Consider the following 15,908-nt stretch of genomic DNA (forward strand, 5'->3'; position numbering starts at 1 on the left):
CGAGCCACGACCGCGTGTCCCGTGCCACCCTTGGCACGGGACACAGCTCAGATAAATTCCACTGTCGAGACGACCCAAGTGACCGAAGCGGGACTGACCATGCTCAATCGGACTGCGGACAGCGTCGCCCGGGCTACGCCTGAGCCGTTGGCCCGCAAGGTCCGAGGTATCAGCGACAAGGGCCTCGCCTGGCTGTTCATCTCGCCGACGATCCTGTTGCTGCTTGCCGTCAACATCTTCCCGCTGTTCTGGGCGATCTATCTGTCCTTCACCAATTACCGCGCCAACCGTCCCAACGAGGTGGTCAGGAACGTCGGCCTTGCCAACTACAAGCGCATCCTCGGCGACCAGGACATCTGGATCGCCATGCAGACGACGGCGCATTTCGTATTCTGGACCATCCTGCTGCAAACGCTGATCGGTTTTACCCTGGCCTGGCTGATCGATCGGAAGTTTCGCGGCCACGCCTTCTGGACGACCATCATTCTGGTGCCGATGATGCTGTCGCCGGCAGTGGTCGGCAATTTCTGGCGCTTCCTCTACGAGCCGCAGATCGGGCTGTTCGCCTATGCCATCTCGTTCGCCACCGGCATTCCGGCAACGCAGATCGGCATGCTCTCCAACGTGTCGCTGGCGCCGTGGTCGATCGTCATCGTCGACACCTGGATGTGGACGCCTTACGTGATGCTGATCTGTCTCGCCGGCCTGCGCTCGATCCCCGAATACATCTATGAGGCTGCCGAGGTCGACCGCGCCTCCAACTGGCGGCAGTTCTGGTCGATCACGCTGCCGATGGCGCTGCCCTTCATCATGCTGGCGGTACTGTTCCGCGGCATCGAGAACTTCAAGATGTTCGACATGGTCAACCTCCTGACCGGCGGCGGACCGGGATCGACCACCGAGGTCGCCTCGATCACGCTGAAGCGGCAGGCCTTCGAAAGCTGGCGGACCGGCTATTCCTCGGCCTTCGCCATAATCCTGTTCGTTGCGGTGTTCGGGCTAGCCAACATCTATGTCAAGGCGCTCAACAAGGTGAAGCAGAGATGAGCCTGACGTCAGCCCATTCTGTTGTCGCACCCTCCGCGATTTCGAAGCGCGTCGCCGGCACAATTATCGTGCTTTACGCGCTGATCTCGATCGTGCCGCTGTTGTGGATCTTCGCCACCAGCTTCAAGACGCCGCCGGACTCGATCGCCTATCCGCCAAAAATCCTGTTCCAGCCGAGCCTCGAGGGCTACTGCAATCTGTTCTCGACCCGCACCCGGCAGACACCGGAATACATCAACGCGCTGGGACCGGCGACGGACATCTGCGATGAGACAGTGCGCAAGCGCAACATGGTCATCGCCGGCCCGTCCAATTTCATGCCGCGCTTCGTCAATTCGCTGATCATCGCCTTCGGCTCGACCTTTTGCGCGGTGTTCCTCGGCACATTGTCGGCCTATGGCTTCTCGCGCTTCAAGGTGCCGCTGGCCGACGACCTGCTGTTCTTCATCCTGTCGACGCGCATGATGCCGCCGATCGCGGTCGCTATTCCCATCTACCTGATGTATCGCGAGATTGGCCTGTCGGACACCGCGCTCGGCATGATCCTGCTCTATACGGCGGTCAATGTGTCGCTCGCCGTGTGGCTGCTGAAGGGCTTCATCGACGAAATCCCGCGCGAGTACGAAGAAGCGGCGATGATCGACGGATATACGCGGCTGCAGGCCTTCTGGCGCACCGTGCTGCCGCAGGCGACCACCGGCATTGCCGCGACCGCCATCTTCTGCCTGATCTTCGCCTGGAACGAATATGCCTTCGCCGCACTGCTGACCTCGGGCACGGCGCAGACCGCACCGCCCTTCATCCCGACCATCATCGGCGAAGGCGGCCAGGACTGGCCGGCGGTCGCCGCGGGCACGACGATCTTCCTGGTGCCAATCCTGGTGTTCACCATCTTGCTTCGCAAGCAGTTGCTGCGCGGCATCACTTTCGGCGCGGTGCGCAAATGAGCATGACCCAACCCGCAAAACGCAAGTCGCGCTGGCCGGTCTGGGCGAGGCGCGGATTGATGGAGAATATCGCCACGGTGATCATTGCCATTGGCTTCCTGATGCTGTTCCAGCCGTTCGCGCTGTCGCTCTACACTTATTCGTTCATCACCATGCTGGCCGGCACGGCGATGTTCATCATCGTCTCGAAGTTTCCGGAGTAGACGATGGCGGAGATCAGGGTCGAGCATCTGAGAAAGGCATTCGGCGATTTCGTCGCCGTGCAGGATTCCAACTTCGTCGTCGGGGATGGCGAGTTCTTCGTCATGCTGGGGCCGTCGGGTTGCGGCAAGACGACGACGTTGCGCATGATTGCCGGGCTCGAACTGCCGACCGGCGGCAAGATCCTGCTCGGTGGCGAGGACGTTACCATGCGGCGTGCCCGCGAGCGCGACATCGCCTTCGTCTTCCAGCTGTTCGCGCTCTATCCGCATATGAACGTGCGCAAGAACATCGGCTTCCCGCTGCTGGCGCAGGGCACGCCAGGCATCGAAATCCGCCGGCGCGTCGAAGAGACGGCGAAGCTGTTGCGCATCGACCATCTGCTCAACAAATCGGTCTCCGGTCTTGCCGGCGGCGATCGCCAGCGCGTGGCGCTCGGCCGCGCCATCGTGCGGCGGCCAAAATGCTTCCTGATGGACGAGCCGCTCGGCACGCTCGACACCGAATTCCGCGATCTCATGGTGCATGAACTGCGCGAACTGCACAACCGCATCCACGCCACCACGGTCTATGTCACGCATGACCAGATGGAAGCGATGTCGATGGCCGACAAGATCGCGGTTATGAACCACGGCGTAATCGAGCAGTTCGGCATGCCGCGCGAAATCTATGACCGGCCGGCGACGATGTTCGTCGCCGATTTCATCGGCTCGCCGCCGATGAATTTTCTCGGCTTCGGCGGCGGGCTTTCAAAGGGCGCCAAGGAGATTTTGGTGCAAGGCGCCAAGGTGGCAGTGCCGGAGGTGCGCGAGGACATCGCGCCGGCCGACATGGCGCTCGGCATCCGACCGGAACACATCCGCTTCGACGACGCTTCGAAGCTGCGCGGCGCCATCTATAGCACCGAGTATCTCGGCACCACGCAGATCGTTGCGGTGGAGACATCCGGCGGCATCATCAAGGCGCGGGTGCCGGCCGAAATCCGGCTCAATGCGGGCGACCATGTCGGCCTGGCGCTGAGCAGCGCACGGCTGTCGCTGTTCGAGAAGGGCTCCGGCCGCGCGGTGCGAACCGCAATCCATGACGGGGCGTCCCAGGGAAGAGCGCATCATGGCTGACGTGCAGATCAAAGGCGTGACCAAGAGCTTCGGCGAACATGTCGCCGTGGACACTCTCGATCTGCACGTCGCCGACGGCGAATTCGTCGTGCTGCTCGGCCCGACCGGGGCCGGCAAGACGACGACGCTCAGACTTATCGCCGGATTGGAACGGCCGGATACGGGCTCGATCCATATCGGCGGCCGCGATGCGACAATGTTGTCGCCGGCCGAGCGCGACACGGCCTTCGTCTTCCAGCAATATTCGCTTTATCCGCATCTGTCGGTCTTCGACAATTTGGCCTTTCCGCTGCGCTCGCCTGCGCGGCGGCTGAGCGAGGACTCGGTGCGCCGCCGCGTCGAGGATGTGGCCAAGATGGTGCGTATCCACCACAAGCTGAACAACCGCTCCACCAAACTTTCCGGCGGCGAGATGCAGCGCGTCGCCATCGGGCGCGCGTTGGTGCGCAAGCCCTCGATCTATCTGATGGACGAGCCGCTGTCGTCGCTCGATGCCAAGCTGCGCGCCGATCTCCGGCTCGAACTGAAGCGCATCCAGGCCGAGGTCGGCGCCACCATGCTTTATGTCACGCACGACCAGATCGAAGCGATGACGATGGCCGATCGCATCGGCATTCTCGCCGACGGCGTGCTGGCGCAGATCGGCACGCCACGCACCATCTACTCGGAGCCGGCAAACGTTCATGTAGCCGCAAGGCTCGGCCAGCCGGCGATCAATCTGCTGCCGACCGGCCTGCTGCCGGATGGCGACATGCCGGCGGGAACCAAAACGATCGGCGCGCGTACAGAACATCTGTCGATCGGCAAGGCATCGAATGGCCCCGCCGACGGCGTTGTTAACTGGGTCGAGCATCTGGGCGACCAGAACCACCTGCATGTGACGGTGGGAAGCAGAAAGCTGGTGACGCTGACCGAACCCGACATCCAATTGGAAAAAGGCGACAGGGTGATTATCCGCTACCGGGCGCCGCTGTTCTTCGACCAGGCCGGAAACAGGATTGCAAACCGATGAGCCCCGGGACATTGGAAAAGAACGGGATACTGGACAAGACTGCGACACTGGACAAGACCGGGACGATGGACAAGCTTGACCTGAAGACGCTGATATCAGTCACCGCCGACACGATTGCCGCTCACGCCGAAGAGCTGACTAAGCTCGACCAGGCAATTGGCGACGGCGACCATGGGCTGAACATGAAGCGCGGCTTCGAGGCAGTGCGCGCCGAGGCGGACACGTTCGCGACAAAGCCGCTGCCGGACGCTCTGAAGGCGATCGGCACCAAGCTGGTAATGACCGTCGGCGGGGCTTCGGGCCCCTTGTTCGGGACGCTGTTCATGGCGCTCGGCAAGGAAATTTCCGTAGAGCCGGATCGCGCCAACCTGATGTCGGCGTTCGGCAAGGCGATCGAGGCGGTGGCAGCCAGGGGCAAGTCGCAGGTCGGGCAGAAGACCATGCTCGACGTGCTGCAACCGGTGCATGACGCCCTGCTGCAGGGAAAGACCGGATCGGAAATCGCCGATGTCGCGGACAGTGCTGCCGATGCCACCGTGCCGATGAAGGCCTTGCGCGGGCGCGCCTCGTTTCTCGGCGACCGCTCCATCGGCCATATGGATGCCGGGGCACGCTCGACCGCGCTTCTGGTGCGGGCTGTCACCGAGACCATCGAGGGGCAAGCATGAGCAATGTCGGCATCGTCATCGTATCGCATTCACCGCTGGTCGCCGAGGGCACGGCCGACATGGTGCGCCAGATGGTCGGCGACGAAGTGCCGCTTGCATGGTGCGGCGGAAACGGCCATGGCGGGCTGGGAACCAATGTCGAGGCGATCATGGGCGCGATCGACAAGGCCTGGTCGGAGGCAGGTGTCGCTATACTTGTCGATCTTGGCGGCGCCGAAACCAACAGCGAGATGGCGGTCGAGATGATCGGCGAGCCGCGCGCGCACAAGATCATCGTCTGCAACGCGCCGATCGTCGAGGGCGCGGTGATGGCGGCGACGGAGGCGTCCGGCGGCGCCTCGCTCAGGGAAGTGGTGGCGACGGCACACGAATTGTCGCCATCGTGAATGAACAGGAATTTTGACTCAATGTCCGCATCCGCAGAAGCCACCGTTCTGATCACCCATGAGGTCGGCCTGCATGCGCGCCCTTCGGTGAAATTCACCAAGCTCGCCAAGACGTTTTCGGCCGAAGTCGAAGTTGCGCTCGCCGCCAACGGTCCTTGGTTCGACGCCAAGAGCATCGTCAAGGTGATGGCGGCCAAGGCGCCGAAAGGCACGGTGCTGCATATCAGAGCCAAGGGCGACGGTGCCGGCGAGGCGGTCGGCGCGCTCGTCGAACTGGTGCGGCGCGACTTCGACGAGGGCGTGGACCATGCCCGAACCGCTTAAGCTGCAGGGGATCCCGGCTTCGGCCGGCTATGCCGAAGGGCCGCTGTTCAACCTCGACCCGGTCGTCGCGCGCTATAAAGGTAAAGCGACCGCCGCTGACGAGAGGCTCGCGCTCGAAACGGCAATCGGCACAGCGACAGGCCGGCTTGCCAAGCTGATCCAGGCAACCGACGGCGATGCCGCCGACATTCTCGAATTCCAGCTCGCCATGCTGGAGGACGATGCGCTGACCGGCCCGGCCTTTGCCGCGATTGCCGCCGGCCAGCCGGCCGATGCGGCATGGCGGCAGGCGCTTGACGCCGAAATTGTCGGCTATGAAACGTCGGATCAGGATTATTTCCGGGCACGCGCCGCCGACATGCGCGACATCAGAGACCAGGTGCTTCGCGCGCTGACAGCGGACAGCGCGGCTGCCGCGCCGACAGGCGCCATCTTCTACGGCGAGGACATCGCGCCGACGCGCTTTCTCGAAACCGACTGGAGCGCCGGCGGCGGCATTGCGCTGAAGGCGGGCAGTACCGCCAGCCACGTCGCCATGCTGGCGCGCTCGCGCGGCGTGCCTATGATCGTGGGGCTCGGTGCTTCGCCGGCTGATCTTGCCGGCGTCGCCCTGCTCGATGCCGAGCACGGCGGCATCGTGTTGAGGCCAACAAGGGCAGAGGTCGAGGCGTTCCGGCAATCGTCGTCGTCTTTCGCGGCACGTCGCGACAGGGCGGAAACTTTTTTGGCTCGGCCGGCGGTGACGAAAGCCGGCACTGCGGTGCGGGTGCAGGTCAACATCGCCGATCCGTCCGATGTCGACGGTATCGATGTCTCGACCTGCGATGGCGTCGGGCTGATGCGGACCGAGTTCCTGTTCGGCAAGACGCTGCCGGACGAGGAATCGCAGTATCGCGCCTACCGCAAGGTGCTCGAATGGGCCGGCGACAGACCGGTGACCATCCGCACCATCGACGCCGGCGGCGACAAGCCGGTGCCGGGTTTCACCGTCGAGGCGGGTAATCCGTTTCTCGGCCTGCGCGGCATCAGGCTATCGCTGGCGAGACCGGAGGTTTTTCGGGTGCAGATCAGGGCGCTGCTGCGCGCCGCCTTGCATGGCAATCTCAAGGTGATGTTCCCGATGGTCGCCGTGTGGGACGAGTATCAGCGAGCAGCCGCGCTCTTCGCCGAAGAGCAGGCCGCGCTTGCCGCGCGCGGCGTCGCGCAAAAAATGCCGCCGCTCGGCATCATGGTCGAGGTGCCGTCGGTGGCGATCGCTCCTGAGGCGTTTGCCGAGGTCGCCTTCTTCTCGATCGGCTCGAACGACCTGACCCAGTATGTGATGGCGGCGGCGCGCGACAATGCCTCGGTCGCGCATCTCAATTCGATCAGGAACCCGGCCGTGCTTCGGCTGATCGCCTCGGTTGCGGCGTTCGGCCGCGCGCAAAAGATTCCGGTCAGCCTGTGCGGCGACGCCGGCGGCGATCCTGCGGCGATCCCGGCGCTGATTGAGGCCGGTCTGCGCGACCTTTCCGTGGTTCCCGCCCAGCTCGCAATGGCCAAGGTGGCCATTGCGGACGTCTCGATCTAGGCACCGGCATGGCCGAAACCAAGAAGACGCCTGAAGCCGGTTCCGAAGAGGCGATCCGCGCCTATAAGACGATCCTGTCGCAGGTCCTCGACCAGCGCCCGTCCGGCATGCGCCAGCGCCTCGCCGACGCGTTGGGCAAGCATCGCAGCTTCGTCACCCAGATTTCCAGTCCGGCCTACTCGATCCCGATCCCGTCAAAACATTTGCCGGCTATTTTCGCCGTCTGCCATTTCAGCCCGGCCGAACGCGACCATTTTCTTGCCGCCTACCATCAGGCGCATCCGGGAAAAATGTCGCTGGCATCCGGCATGCGCAAGACGCGGCATGTTTCGCTGATCGTTCCCGATTTCGGCGACGACAAACAGAACGCGGCGCTCGACAGGGCGGTCAACGATTTCATCCAGAAGATCACCAGCATCGCCGGCAAAGGCGGGACATAGTCGCGCCACGTTCAGCTATTTCGGGAGAGACGGCCATGAAGAAGTTTCTGAATTCTGTGGACACGGTGCTGACCGAAAGCCTCGACGGCTTCGTTGCCGCCCATGCCGACATCCTTGTGCTTGGCGACGAGCATAAATTCGTGCGCCGCAGGACACTCAAGCCCGGCAAGGTAGCGCTGATTTCCGGGGGCGGCTCTGGCCACGAGCCGCTGCATGGCGGGCTGGTCGGGCATGGCATGCTGGATGCCGCCTGCCCCGGCCAGGTGTTCACCTCGCCGACGCCGGACCAGATGATGGCGGCCGCGGAGGCGGTCAACACCGGTGCCGGCTGCCTGTTCATCGTCAAGAACTACGAGGGCGACGTGATGAATTTCGACATGGCTGCTGAAATGTCGGAGGGTGTGATGCAAGTGATGACCAATGACGACGTCGCGGTCGAGAACTCCTCCTACACCACTGGCCGACGCGGCGTTGCCGGCACGCTGGTGGTCGAGAAGATCCTCGGCGCCGCGGCCGAGCAAGGCATGGCGCTGAAGCCGTTGAAGGCGCTTGGCGAACGCATCAATGGCGCGACGCGCTCGATGGGCGTTGCGCTGACCAGTTGCACCGTACCGGCCGCCGGCAGGCCGACCTTCGATATCGGCGACGGCGAGATGGAATTCGGCGTCGGCATCCATGGCGAACCCGGCCGCCGCCGCGACACATTGAAGAGCGCCGACGCCATCGCCGAGGAGATCTGCGCGGCGATATCAGGCGATCTGGGTGACAGAGCAAAAGGCCCGGCGCTGCTTTTCGTCAACGGCTTCGGCGGCACGCCGCTGATGGAGCTCTACCTGATGTACAACAGCGCCCGGAAAATCTTCGAGAAAAACGGCGTGACGGTCGCCCGTTCGCTGGTCGGGTCCTATGTGACATCGCTCGACATGGCCGGCTGCTCGATCACGCTGACCATGCTCGACGACGAGACGACCGCATTGTGGGACGCACCGGTGCATACGGCTGCCCTGCGCCGGGGGATGTAGCACGGCCAACACCGCGCCACGGCTATAGGAACAGTATTAAGCAAGCAGGCGCTTTCTACGACCTGGCCGGTTGCGGCGATAAAGCGGCGGTCACGTCCATTTCGACCAAAGCGAGGTCGCCAAGACGAATTTGCACGTGCTTGCAAAAACAGCATACGCTATTTCCAAGGACAGAAACATTCCTGGGAGAAAGCTGGATGGCGTCACGCTACCACGAGGTCTATGACGGCTGGAAACGCGATCCGGAAAAATTCTGGGCGGATGCGGCCAAGGCCATCGACTGGTTCTCGCCGTTCGAAACGGTCTTCGATGCGAATGCCGGCGTCTATGGGCGCTGGTTTGGCGGCGCCTCCTGCAACACCTGCTTCAACGCCGTCGACCGCCACGTGGCGGGTGGCCGCGCCGATCAGATCGCGCTGATCCATGACAGCGCGATTTCCGGCACGGTCAGGAAATTCACCTATGCCGAATTGAAACGCGAGGTGGTCGCGCTGACGTCGGTGCTGAAGAACCGCGGCGTCCAAAAAGGCGATCGGGTCATCATCTACATGCCGATGGTGGCGGAAGCTGCGTTTGCCATGCTTGCCTGCGCCCGTATCGGCGCCGTACATTCGGTCGTCTTCGGCGGCTTTGCTTCGCACGAGCTCGCCACACGCATCGACGACGCCAGACCGAAGCTGATCATTTCCGCCTCTTGCGGCCTGGAGCCCGGGCGCGTCGTCGCCTACAAGCCGCTGCTCGACAAGGCGATCGAGATGTCGCGGCACAAGCCCGAAGCCTGCCTCATCCTGCAGCGCGATCAGCTGCGCTGCGAGCTAGAGGAGAACCATGACATCGACTATGCCGACGCCGTCGCCCGCGAGCGGGCCGCGGGCGCCAATGTCGACTGCGTTCCGGTGCTCGCCACCGACCCGCTCTACATCATCTACACGTCCGGAACGACCGGCCAGCCCAAGGGCATCGTGCGCGACAATGGCGGCCACATGGTTGCGCTGAAATGGTCGATGGAGAACGAGTTCGGCGTCAAGCCGGGTGAGGTGTTCTGGGCGGCTTCCGACGTCGGCTGGGTGGTCGGCCATTCCTACATCGTCTACGGCCCGCTGCTGCATGGCTGCACGACCGTCCTGTTCGAGGGCAAGCCGGTCGGCACGCCCGACGCCGGCACCTACTGGCGGGTGATATCAGAGCATAGCGTGGTCGCGCTGTTCACCGCGCCGACCGCATTCCGCGCCATCAAGGGACAGGACCCCAAGGGCGAATTCGTCCCGAAATACGACCTGTCGAAATTCCGCACGCTGTTCCTCGCCGGCGAGCGCGCCGATCCGGAAACCATCAAATGGGCGGAGCAGAAATTGAACGTGCCGGTAATCGACCATTGGTGGCAGACCGAGACGGGCTCGCCGATGACGATCAACCCAGCCGGATTAGGGCTACTGCCGGTGAAATACGGCTCGCCCGGGGTGCCGATGCCCGGCTACGATATCCGTGTGCTCGACGATGCCGGCCACGAAGTGCCGCGCGGCACGTTGGGCAATGTCGTGGTCAAGCTGCCGCTGCCGGCCGGCTGCCTGCCGACGCTGTGGAATGCCGATGACCGGTTTCGCCAAGCCTATCTCGAGGAATTCCCCGGCTTCTACAAGACGGCGGATGCCGGCATGATGGACGAGGACGGCTATTTGTTCGTGATGGCCCGCACCGACGACATCATCAATGTCGCCGGCCACCGGCTGTCGACCGGCGCCATGGAGGAGGTGCTGGCCGCGCATCCGGACGTTGCCGAGTGCGCTGTCGTCGGCATTGCCGACGCTATGAAGGGCCAGGTTCCGCTCGGGTTCGTCGTGCTGAATGCCGGTGTCACGCGTGACAGCGGCACTATTGAGACCGAGGTGGTCACGCTGGTGCGCGAGCGGATCGGCCCGGTCGCCGCCTTCAAGACGGTGGTCACGATCAAGCGCCTGCCCAAGACGCGCTCCGGCAAAATCCTGCGCGGCACCATGCAGAAGATTGCCGACAAGGAAGACTGGACAATGCCAGCGACCATCGACGATCCGGTCATTCTCGACGAAATCACCGCGGCGCTGAAGGGACGCGGAATCGGGCTTTAGCTGCTTTCGGAGCGCGGCAGGCGGATCGCGGCTTCGGACGAATTCACGAATTCATCCTGCACTGCAATCGTCTGTTGTGCAATGCAGCAATTGCCCTTAAACCTTTGCGTGGGGGGCCATTCCGAAGGCACGGCATGGCTCAGCAAAAAACAACATTCGGCGGCGTCGACATCCTGCGTTTTGTCGCCGCTGTCCTCGTGATGGTCTACCACTACGGCTTCTGGGTGTGGGCGTTCCCCGAGGGCGTTTCGGCGCGTGCGACGGGCGGCATCCCGCCGCATCCGGAAATAGGCGGACTGGTCCAATTCGGATGGGTCGGCGTCCAGATATTCTTCGTCATCAGCGGCTTCGTCATCGCCTTCAGCGCCGAGCATTCCACACCGCTGCGGTTTTTCGAGGCAAGGGTGAAACGATTGGCGCCGGCCGCCTGGATCTGCGCACCAGTCACCGCGATGGTGCTGCTTCTCGTCGATCTCAGTTGGCCGACGGACGCTGTCACCACGCTCATACGCACCGCCCTGTTCGTTCCGTTCAACCCCTGGGTCGACAGCGTCTACTGGACGCTTGGCATCGAGATCGCCTTTTACGCCGTCGTCTGGATCCTGCTGCGGCTCGGCCGCTTCGACCTGATGGAAGCGGTGGCAGTTGCGCTCGGCGCGATCAGCACGCTTTTCTGGTGCCTGTACTATCCATTCGACTGGACGGACCTTGCCGAGGCGCGCTGGCTCGACCTGCTCCTGGTGCATCACGGATGTTTTTTCGCGACAGGTGTGCTGTTCTGGCTGATGCGTTTCAAGGCAGTGACGCCCGCCCGCCTTGTCTTCTGCGCCTCGTTCCTGGCTGGCGGCGTGCTGCAGATCATAAGTGCTGTCGACGTCCGCAGCATCAAGGTCGAAGCCGCGATGCCCTACGGGCCGCCGATCGTCCTGTTCCTCGCTGCCATGGCGCTGATGGCGTGGTCGTTACGGCTCGACCTGTCCTGGCGCGGCTGGCGCCGGATCGGCCTGATGACCTACCCTCTCTATCTGATCCATAATGTCGTCGGCGCAGCCATTCTCGGCGCCTTGATGCGTGCGGGAGTGCCATACCTGCTTTCGGTGGTCATCGTCGGGGCGACCATGATCGCCGCGAGCTGGCTGATTGCGATCGAGGCCGAACCGCGCATCCGGCTTCTGCTCGACCACACCATCTTCCGCTACCGTCTCAAGGCGGCGTAACGCGCCAGCGTTGTCACGCCGGTTCCTGGCTGCAAACGTCCTACGGTGGAATGTCCGGCACAAAGCAGGGTGCGAACGCTTTTGCGCGACCCGTCGCGGCTCGGCGACCTGATCAAGCGAGGAAATCGACCGGCACCCTAAGGAACGTCATTCGCCACCGACCCTACCGGCTCGTGCACAGGCTGCCTGTCATGGTCTGTTCGAGGGGCATTCGTCTTCGCTCACGACGGCCTCGGCCCGGTATCGGCCTGACGGCGCAAGACGACGATCTGCTCAATATCGGTCCTACAGACCGGCCTCAGCTGTTCACCTTCGTCCGCGCTTCCGACTTCTCCAGATAGTATGACGAATATCTGTCGAAGAATTTTTCCGAGCCGCCGATCGATCCATACTTCGCCAGCTTCTTCAAATCGACCTTGTTGAGGACGACGCCGACGATCTTGTTGGCGATATAGGATTCCGAACTCAATATGGATTGCACCATCGCACGCGGCGTGCGCCCCCACTCGGTCACGAGCACGAAGCCGTCGGCAAGCGGCGCAAAGGCCTTGGCATCAACCACGGGGCCGAGCGGCGGCAGATCGACGACGATGTACTGGAAGGTCTCCTTGGCATTGTCGATGAAACGCCGCATCCCGGCCGACGACAGAAGCTCGCTTGTGTGCGAGAAATGACCGCGCGGCACGGCGGGGACGATCGCCAGCTTGGTCTGCCGGTCGATCTTGCCGACGGACTGCCAGGTCTGCCCGCTCACCACCGCTTCCATCAGGCCTTGCTCGGCTTCCATGCCAAGGCTGCGGCTGAGGCCGGGGTTACGCAGGTCGCCGTCCACCAGCAGCGTTTTCGACCCGTTGGCGGCAAGCAATCCGGCCAGATTCGCCGCCACGGTCGACTTGCCCTCGCCGGGAAGGACCGAGATTACGCCGATGACCCGGCTGCCCTGCCCTTCCATCACCACGTCGAAGGCAATCTTGGCGCTGCGCAGCGTCTCGGAAAACATCGATGCCGGGGCGTCGATGCTCACCCGCATGCGCGCGCGTCTTTCAGCCGCCGACGCTGATTGGGCGGTTTTGATATCCGCCTGACCGTCATCGCGCTTGTCGTCCTTGGCGACCTTGCTGCCAATGATCGGCAGGTAGCCAAGGAATTTGAGGCCGACGCGATCGCGAACGTCTTCGCCGGTCCTGAAGAACCGCTCCCTGAACTCATTCAGGCCACCAACCCCGGCTCCCAACATCACGCCAAGCACGAGCGAAAGTCCCAGCACTATGGACGTGCGCGGGGTTGCCGCGGACTTCGGCAGCGTCGCGTCCGAGATGACGCGGATCTTGCCGACCGGGAAGGACTGCTGCTGGGAGGCTTCCTCGTAGCGGCCAAGGAACGTTTGATAGAGCGTCGAGAGCGCCGTTGCCTTCTGCTCCAGTTCGCGCAGCTTGACCTGCGACTGGTTGTCGATGGAACTCTTGCCAGCCGCTAACGCGACATTTGCACGGAGCGCCGTCTCGCGCGCGAGAGCGACTTCGTATTCGTTGCGGTAGCTTTCGGTCAATTGCTTCAGCTCGCCGAATATCTGCGCCGATATGTCGGCCCTTTCCTTGGCAAGTGCGACCGCCTGGGGATGCTCAGCCCCGAAATTGGCTTCGATATCCTGCTGCCGCTTGGCGACAGTGAGATAGCGGGTCTTGAGCGTTGAAATGATCGAGTTGCTCGGCTGGTCGGCGGATATCGCGGCGTCCCTGAATGCGTTGTCCGAACCGCTTTCGACGATCGACTTGTATTGCTGGTAGCGGGCGCTGGCGCGGGCGGTGTCGGCCTGCGCCTCAATGAGCTGGCCATTGAGGTCCGACAGTTGCTTGTCACTGATCAACTGGCCGTCATCGACGGCCAGCCCATGTTCGGCCCTGAACTTCTCGACGGCGAGCGCCGCTGCCTGGGAGCTTTCGCGAAGCTCCGTCAGCCGACCTTGCAGCCAGACCGCCGCCCGCTCGGTCGCATCGAAGCTCGCATCGAGCTGATCGGCGAGATAGGCGTCGGCATAGGCTTTGGTAACCGCGGTCGCAAGTGCGGGGTCCGTGGCCTGGTAGGCGATGGAGATCACATAGCTTCGACCGATGCGCTCGGCTTGCACCTCGTCCTGCAGTTTGAGGATTGCGTAATCGCGCCGCGACGAGGCAATCATCGCGTCACGCGTCGCCGGGTCAAGCTGAGTAACGTCGGCCGTACCCACGGCGGGATTGGGACGGAAATACCGGACCACGCCGCGCACAAAACCGGCAGCCTTCGACACGGCCGACGTCGGAGGGTTCATGAAAGCGTCGTTCTGATCGAGCTTCTGCTTGTCGACGACCACCGCCGCCAGTCTCGCCGAGTGGAGTATTTCGATCTGGCTCAAAATGGCGGAGTCGGTCTGCATGCTGACCGACGCCGCCGAGACCTCGTCGACGACCTTATTCAACCCTTCGTCGATCAGCACACGGCTCGTCGCCATGTAGGTGGGAGGCGTGGTCTGCAAATAGAGCACGCCCAGAAAAAGACCGATGGCAGCGCATGCCGCAACCACCTTTGCCTGCCTTGCTGCCATGCCGAGCAGGCGCTCGACATCGATGAAATCGTCGGCGCTGACTGGGTCCGAACTCGGCAATGGTTTCCTCTTGTCGAGAGGAAAATTGGCATAATTCATCTTCGGTCCAATTCAAGTTTGCATCTAGAGCGGCGGTCTCTCAAGTCGAACGCGCCGCCGCTCTATTTTTGTTTGAGCCTCGGAAACCCTGTCTCCACTCGGGTCCGCTGCTCTCGTTTGCAGGCGCTAGAGCGGGAGCATCAGCATATGCCCAACGCAAGCTTCATGCCAGCCACCGCGAGACCTGGGCAGTCAAACATATCGGCATGTCTTGCGTCACCATTCATATGCTTGCTCCCAAAAAATGGGCTTTATGCGGCTTCCACCCGGCGCTCATGCAACCGGACGAACTCCTGAAGCATCTCGAAGATCGGTCCCTTCATGTCGTCGCGCGCCAGCGCGAAGGCGACATTGGCCTGGATGAACCCTTCCTTCGAGCCACAATCGAACATCCGGCCGTTGAAGGGCTGCGCGAAGAAAGCCTGGCTTTGCGCAAGGCGGACCATGGCGTCGGTCAGTTGGATCTCATTGCCGGCGCCGCGCTGCTGATTGCCGAGCAGCCCGAATATTTCAGGCTGCAGGATATAGCGGCCGTTGATGTAGTAGTTCGACGGCGCATTCGCCGGAGCCGGCTTTTCGACCATGGCGGTGACCTCGAAGCCCGAGCCGACATCGGCGCCGCAGCCGACGATGCCGTATTTGCTGGTCTCGGTCGGGTCGCAGCGCTCGACGGCGATGACGTTTCCGCCGGTCTGCGCATAGAGGTCCGCAATTTCAGCGAGACATCCGCGGCCGCCGAAGGACACCATGTCCGGTAACAGCAATGCGAAGGGCTCGTCGCCGATGACTTCCCGGGCGCACCATACCGCATGGCCCAGACCTTGCGGTGACTGCTGCCGAATGAAGCTCGTCGCACCAGCCACGGGAAGCAGGCTTTCCAGCGCCTGAAGCTGCGCCGTCTTGCCGGTTTGCTCCAAAGTTCCGATCAATTCTGGATGCAGGTCGAAATAATCTTCGATGACCGCCTTGTTGCGGCCCGTCACGAAGACAATGTGCTCGATGCCGGCTTCGAACGCCTCGTCCACCGCATATTGCACGACAGGCCTGTCGACGACCGGCAGCATTTCCTTCGGCATCGACTTGGTCGCCGGCAGGAATCGCGTTCCAAGCCCCGCTACCGGTATGACTGCCTTCCTGACTTTCTTCATTGCATATTCCTTCTGAGGAGATC

General features: G+C 62.8%; 15 protein-coding genes. 13 read left to right on the forward strand and 2 right to left on the reverse strand.

What is annotated here, in order from left to right; genetic code table 11:
- Nucleotides 1–99: 99 nt before the first annotated feature.
- The 13 genes from AC0L2M_RS28510 (at nt 100) to AC0L2M_RS28570 (ending at nt 12,057) form a co-directional block, all read left to right on the forward strand.
- Nucleotides 100–1,047, forward strand: a complete 948-nt coding sequence (locus tag AC0L2M_RS28510) for a carbohydrate ABC transporter permease (RefSeq protein WP_128244752.1) — start codon at nt 100–102, stop codon at nt 1,045–1,047.
- The gene (locus AC0L2M_RS28515) at nt 1,044–1,994 is read left to right on the forward strand and encodes a carbohydrate ABC transporter permease (RefSeq protein WP_128172947.1); all 951 of its coding nucleotides are present in this window, start codon (nt 1,044–1,046) and stop codon (nt 1,992–1,994) included. The genes AC0L2M_RS28510 and AC0L2M_RS28515 overlap by 4 nt, the downstream gene beginning before the upstream one ends.
- The gene (locus AC0L2M_RS28520; protein ID WP_027151572.1) at nt 1,991–2,197 is read left to right on the forward strand and encodes a hypothetical protein; all 207 of its coding nucleotides are present in this window, start codon (nt 1,991–1,993) and stop codon (nt 2,195–2,197) included. The genes AC0L2M_RS28515 and AC0L2M_RS28520 overlap by 4 nt, the downstream gene beginning before the upstream one ends.
- Before the next feature lie 3 nt (nt 2,198–2,200).
- Nucleotides 2,201–3,313: an ABC transporter ATP-binding protein gene (locus AC0L2M_RS28525; protein ID WP_473536494.1), complete on the forward strand. Its 1,113-nt coding sequence runs from the start codon at nt 2,201–2,203 to the stop codon at nt 3,311–3,313.
- A complete protein-coding gene (locus AC0L2M_RS28530; RefSeq protein WP_023796724.1) occupies nt 3,306–4,325 on the forward strand; it encodes an ABC transporter ATP-binding protein in 1,020 nt (339 codons plus the stop codon). The genes AC0L2M_RS28525 and AC0L2M_RS28530 overlap by 8 nt, the downstream gene beginning before the upstream one ends.
- Before the next feature lie 65 nt (nt 4,326–4,390).
- On the forward strand, nt 4,391–4,993 hold the full coding sequence (gene dhaL / locus AC0L2M_RS28535; RefSeq protein WP_023796725.1) for a dihydroxyacetone kinase subunit DhaL: 603 nt from the start codon (nt 4,391–4,393) through the stop codon (nt 4,991–4,993).
- Entirely contained in the window at nt 4,990–5,379 is a 390-nt protein-coding gene (gene dhaM, locus AC0L2M_RS28540; protein WP_027151568.1) for a dihydroxyacetone kinase phosphoryl donor subunit DhaM, read from the forward strand. Before dhaL ends, dhaM begins: the two co-directional genes overlap by 4 nt.
- Nucleotides 5,380–5,400: 21 nt before the next feature.
- Nucleotides 5,401–5,703 carry an HPr family phosphocarrier protein gene (locus tag AC0L2M_RS28545; protein WP_023796727.1) on the forward strand — a complete coding sequence of 101 codons (303 nt, stop codon included), beginning with the start codon at nt 5,401–5,403 and terminating at the stop codon, nt 5,701–5,703.
- Complete coding sequence (ptsP, locus tag AC0L2M_RS28550) at nt 5,687–7,273, forward strand: phosphoenolpyruvate--protein phosphotransferase (RefSeq protein ID WP_473536495.1); 1,587 nt, start codon at nt 5,687–5,689, stop codon at nt 7,271–7,273. Before AC0L2M_RS28545 ends, ptsP begins: the two co-directional genes overlap by 17 nt.
- 8 nt (nt 7,274–7,281) lie before the next feature.
- A complete protein-coding gene (locus tag AC0L2M_RS28555) occupies nt 7,282–7,713 on the forward strand; it encodes a hypothetical protein (protein WP_023796729.1) in 432 nt (143 codons plus the stop codon).
- Nucleotides 7,714–7,748: 35 nt separating this feature from the next.
- Nucleotides 7,749–8,735, forward strand: coding sequence for a dihydroxyacetone kinase subunit DhaK (gene dhaK, locus AC0L2M_RS28560; RefSeq protein ID WP_473536496.1), 987 nt, complete (start codon nt 7,749–7,751; stop codon nt 8,733–8,735).
- Between the two features lie 197 nt (nt 8,736–8,932).
- Nucleotides 8,933–10,840 (forward strand): propionyl-CoA synthetase, encoded by a 1,908-nt coding sequence (locus AC0L2M_RS28565; RefSeq protein ID WP_473536497.1) that lies wholly within the window; start codon nt 8,933–8,935, stop codon nt 10,838–10,840.
- 134 nt (nt 10,841–10,974) lie between these two features.
- Nucleotides 10,975–12,057 (forward strand): acyltransferase family protein, encoded by a 1,083-nt coding sequence (locus AC0L2M_RS28570; protein ID WP_473536498.1) that lies wholly within the window; start codon nt 10,975–10,977, stop codon nt 12,055–12,057.
- Nucleotides 12,058–12,355: 298 nt separating this feature from the next.
- Here the strand turns inward: AC0L2M_RS28570 and AC0L2M_RS28575 are convergent, their stop codons facing one another.
- Together AC0L2M_RS28575 and AC0L2M_RS28580 are read right to left on the reverse strand one after the other, a co-directional pair.
- Nucleotides 12,356–14,737 (reverse strand): polysaccharide biosynthesis tyrosine autokinase, encoded by a 2,382-nt coding sequence (locus AC0L2M_RS28575; RefSeq protein ID WP_023796733.1) that lies wholly within the window; start codon nt 14,735–14,737, stop codon nt 12,356–12,358.
- 251 nt (nt 14,738–14,988) lie between these two features.
- Nucleotides 14,989–15,885, reverse strand: coding sequence for a UTP--glucose-1-phosphate uridylyltransferase (locus tag AC0L2M_RS28580; RefSeq protein ID WP_023796734.1), 897 nt, complete (start codon nt 15,883–15,885; stop codon nt 14,989–14,991).
- Between the last annotated feature and the right edge of the window lie 23 nt (nt 15,886–15,908).

Source organism: Mesorhizobium sp. WSM4806 (genome assembly GCF_055811635.1).

What these genes read in the sequence shown, in the direction of transcription:
- AC0L2M_RS28545 (WP_023796727.1), top strand. Translation starts at nt 5,401, where the DNA reads ATGTCCGCATCCGCAGAAGCCACCGTTCTGATCACCCATGAGGTCGGC.
- AC0L2M_RS28575 (WP_023796733.1), bottom strand. Translation starts at nt 14,737, where the DNA reads ATGAATTATGCCAATTTTCCTCTCGACAAGAGGAAACCATTGCCGAGT.
- AC0L2M_RS28565 (WP_473536497.1), top strand. Translation starts at nt 8,933, where the DNA reads ATGGCGTCACGCTACCACGAGGTCTATGACGGCTGGAAACGCGATCCG.
- dhaK (WP_473536496.1), top strand. Translation starts at nt 7,749, where the DNA reads ATGAAGAAGTTTCTGAATTCTGTGGACACGGTGCTGACCGAAAGCCTC.
- AC0L2M_RS28530 (WP_023796724.1), top strand. Translation starts at nt 3,306, where the DNA reads ATGGCTGACGTGCAGATCAAAGGCGTGACCAAGAGCTTCGGCGAACAT.
- dhaM (WP_027151568.1), top strand. Translation starts at nt 4,990, where the DNA reads ATGAGCAATGTCGGCATCGTCATCGTATCGCATTCACCGCTGGTCGCC.
- AC0L2M_RS28580 (WP_023796734.1), bottom strand. Translation starts at nt 15,885, where the DNA reads ATGAAGAAAGTCAGGAAGGCAGTCATACCGGTAGCGGGGCTTGGAACG.
- ptsP (WP_473536495.1), top strand. Translation starts at nt 5,687, where the DNA reads ATGCCCGAACCGCTTAAGCTGCAGGGGATCCCGGCTTCGGCCGGCTAT.
- AC0L2M_RS28510 (WP_128244752.1), top strand. Translation starts at nt 100, where the DNA reads ATGCTCAATCGGACTGCGGACAGCGTCGCCCGGGCTACGCCTGAGCCG.
- AC0L2M_RS28525 (WP_473536494.1), top strand. Translation starts at nt 2,201, where the DNA reads ATGGCGGAGATCAGGGTCGAGCATCTGAGAAAGGCATTCGGCGATTTC.
- AC0L2M_RS28515 (WP_128172947.1), top strand. Translation starts at nt 1,044, where the DNA reads ATGAGCCTGACGTCAGCCCATTCTGTTGTCGCACCCTCCGCGATTTCG.
- dhaL (WP_023796725.1), top strand. Translation starts at nt 4,391, where the DNA reads ATGGACAAGCTTGACCTGAAGACGCTGATATCAGTCACCGCCGACACG.
- AC0L2M_RS28570 (WP_473536498.1), top strand. Translation starts at nt 10,975, where the DNA reads ATGGCTCAGCAAAAAACAACATTCGGCGGCGTCGACATCCTGCGTTTT.
- AC0L2M_RS28520 (WP_027151572.1), top strand. Translation starts at nt 1,991, where the DNA reads ATGAGCATGACCCAACCCGCAAAACGCAAGTCGCGCTGGCCGGTCTGG.
- AC0L2M_RS28555 (WP_023796729.1), top strand. Translation starts at nt 7,282, where the DNA reads ATGGCCGAAACCAAGAAGACGCCTGAAGCCGGTTCCGAAGAGGCGATC.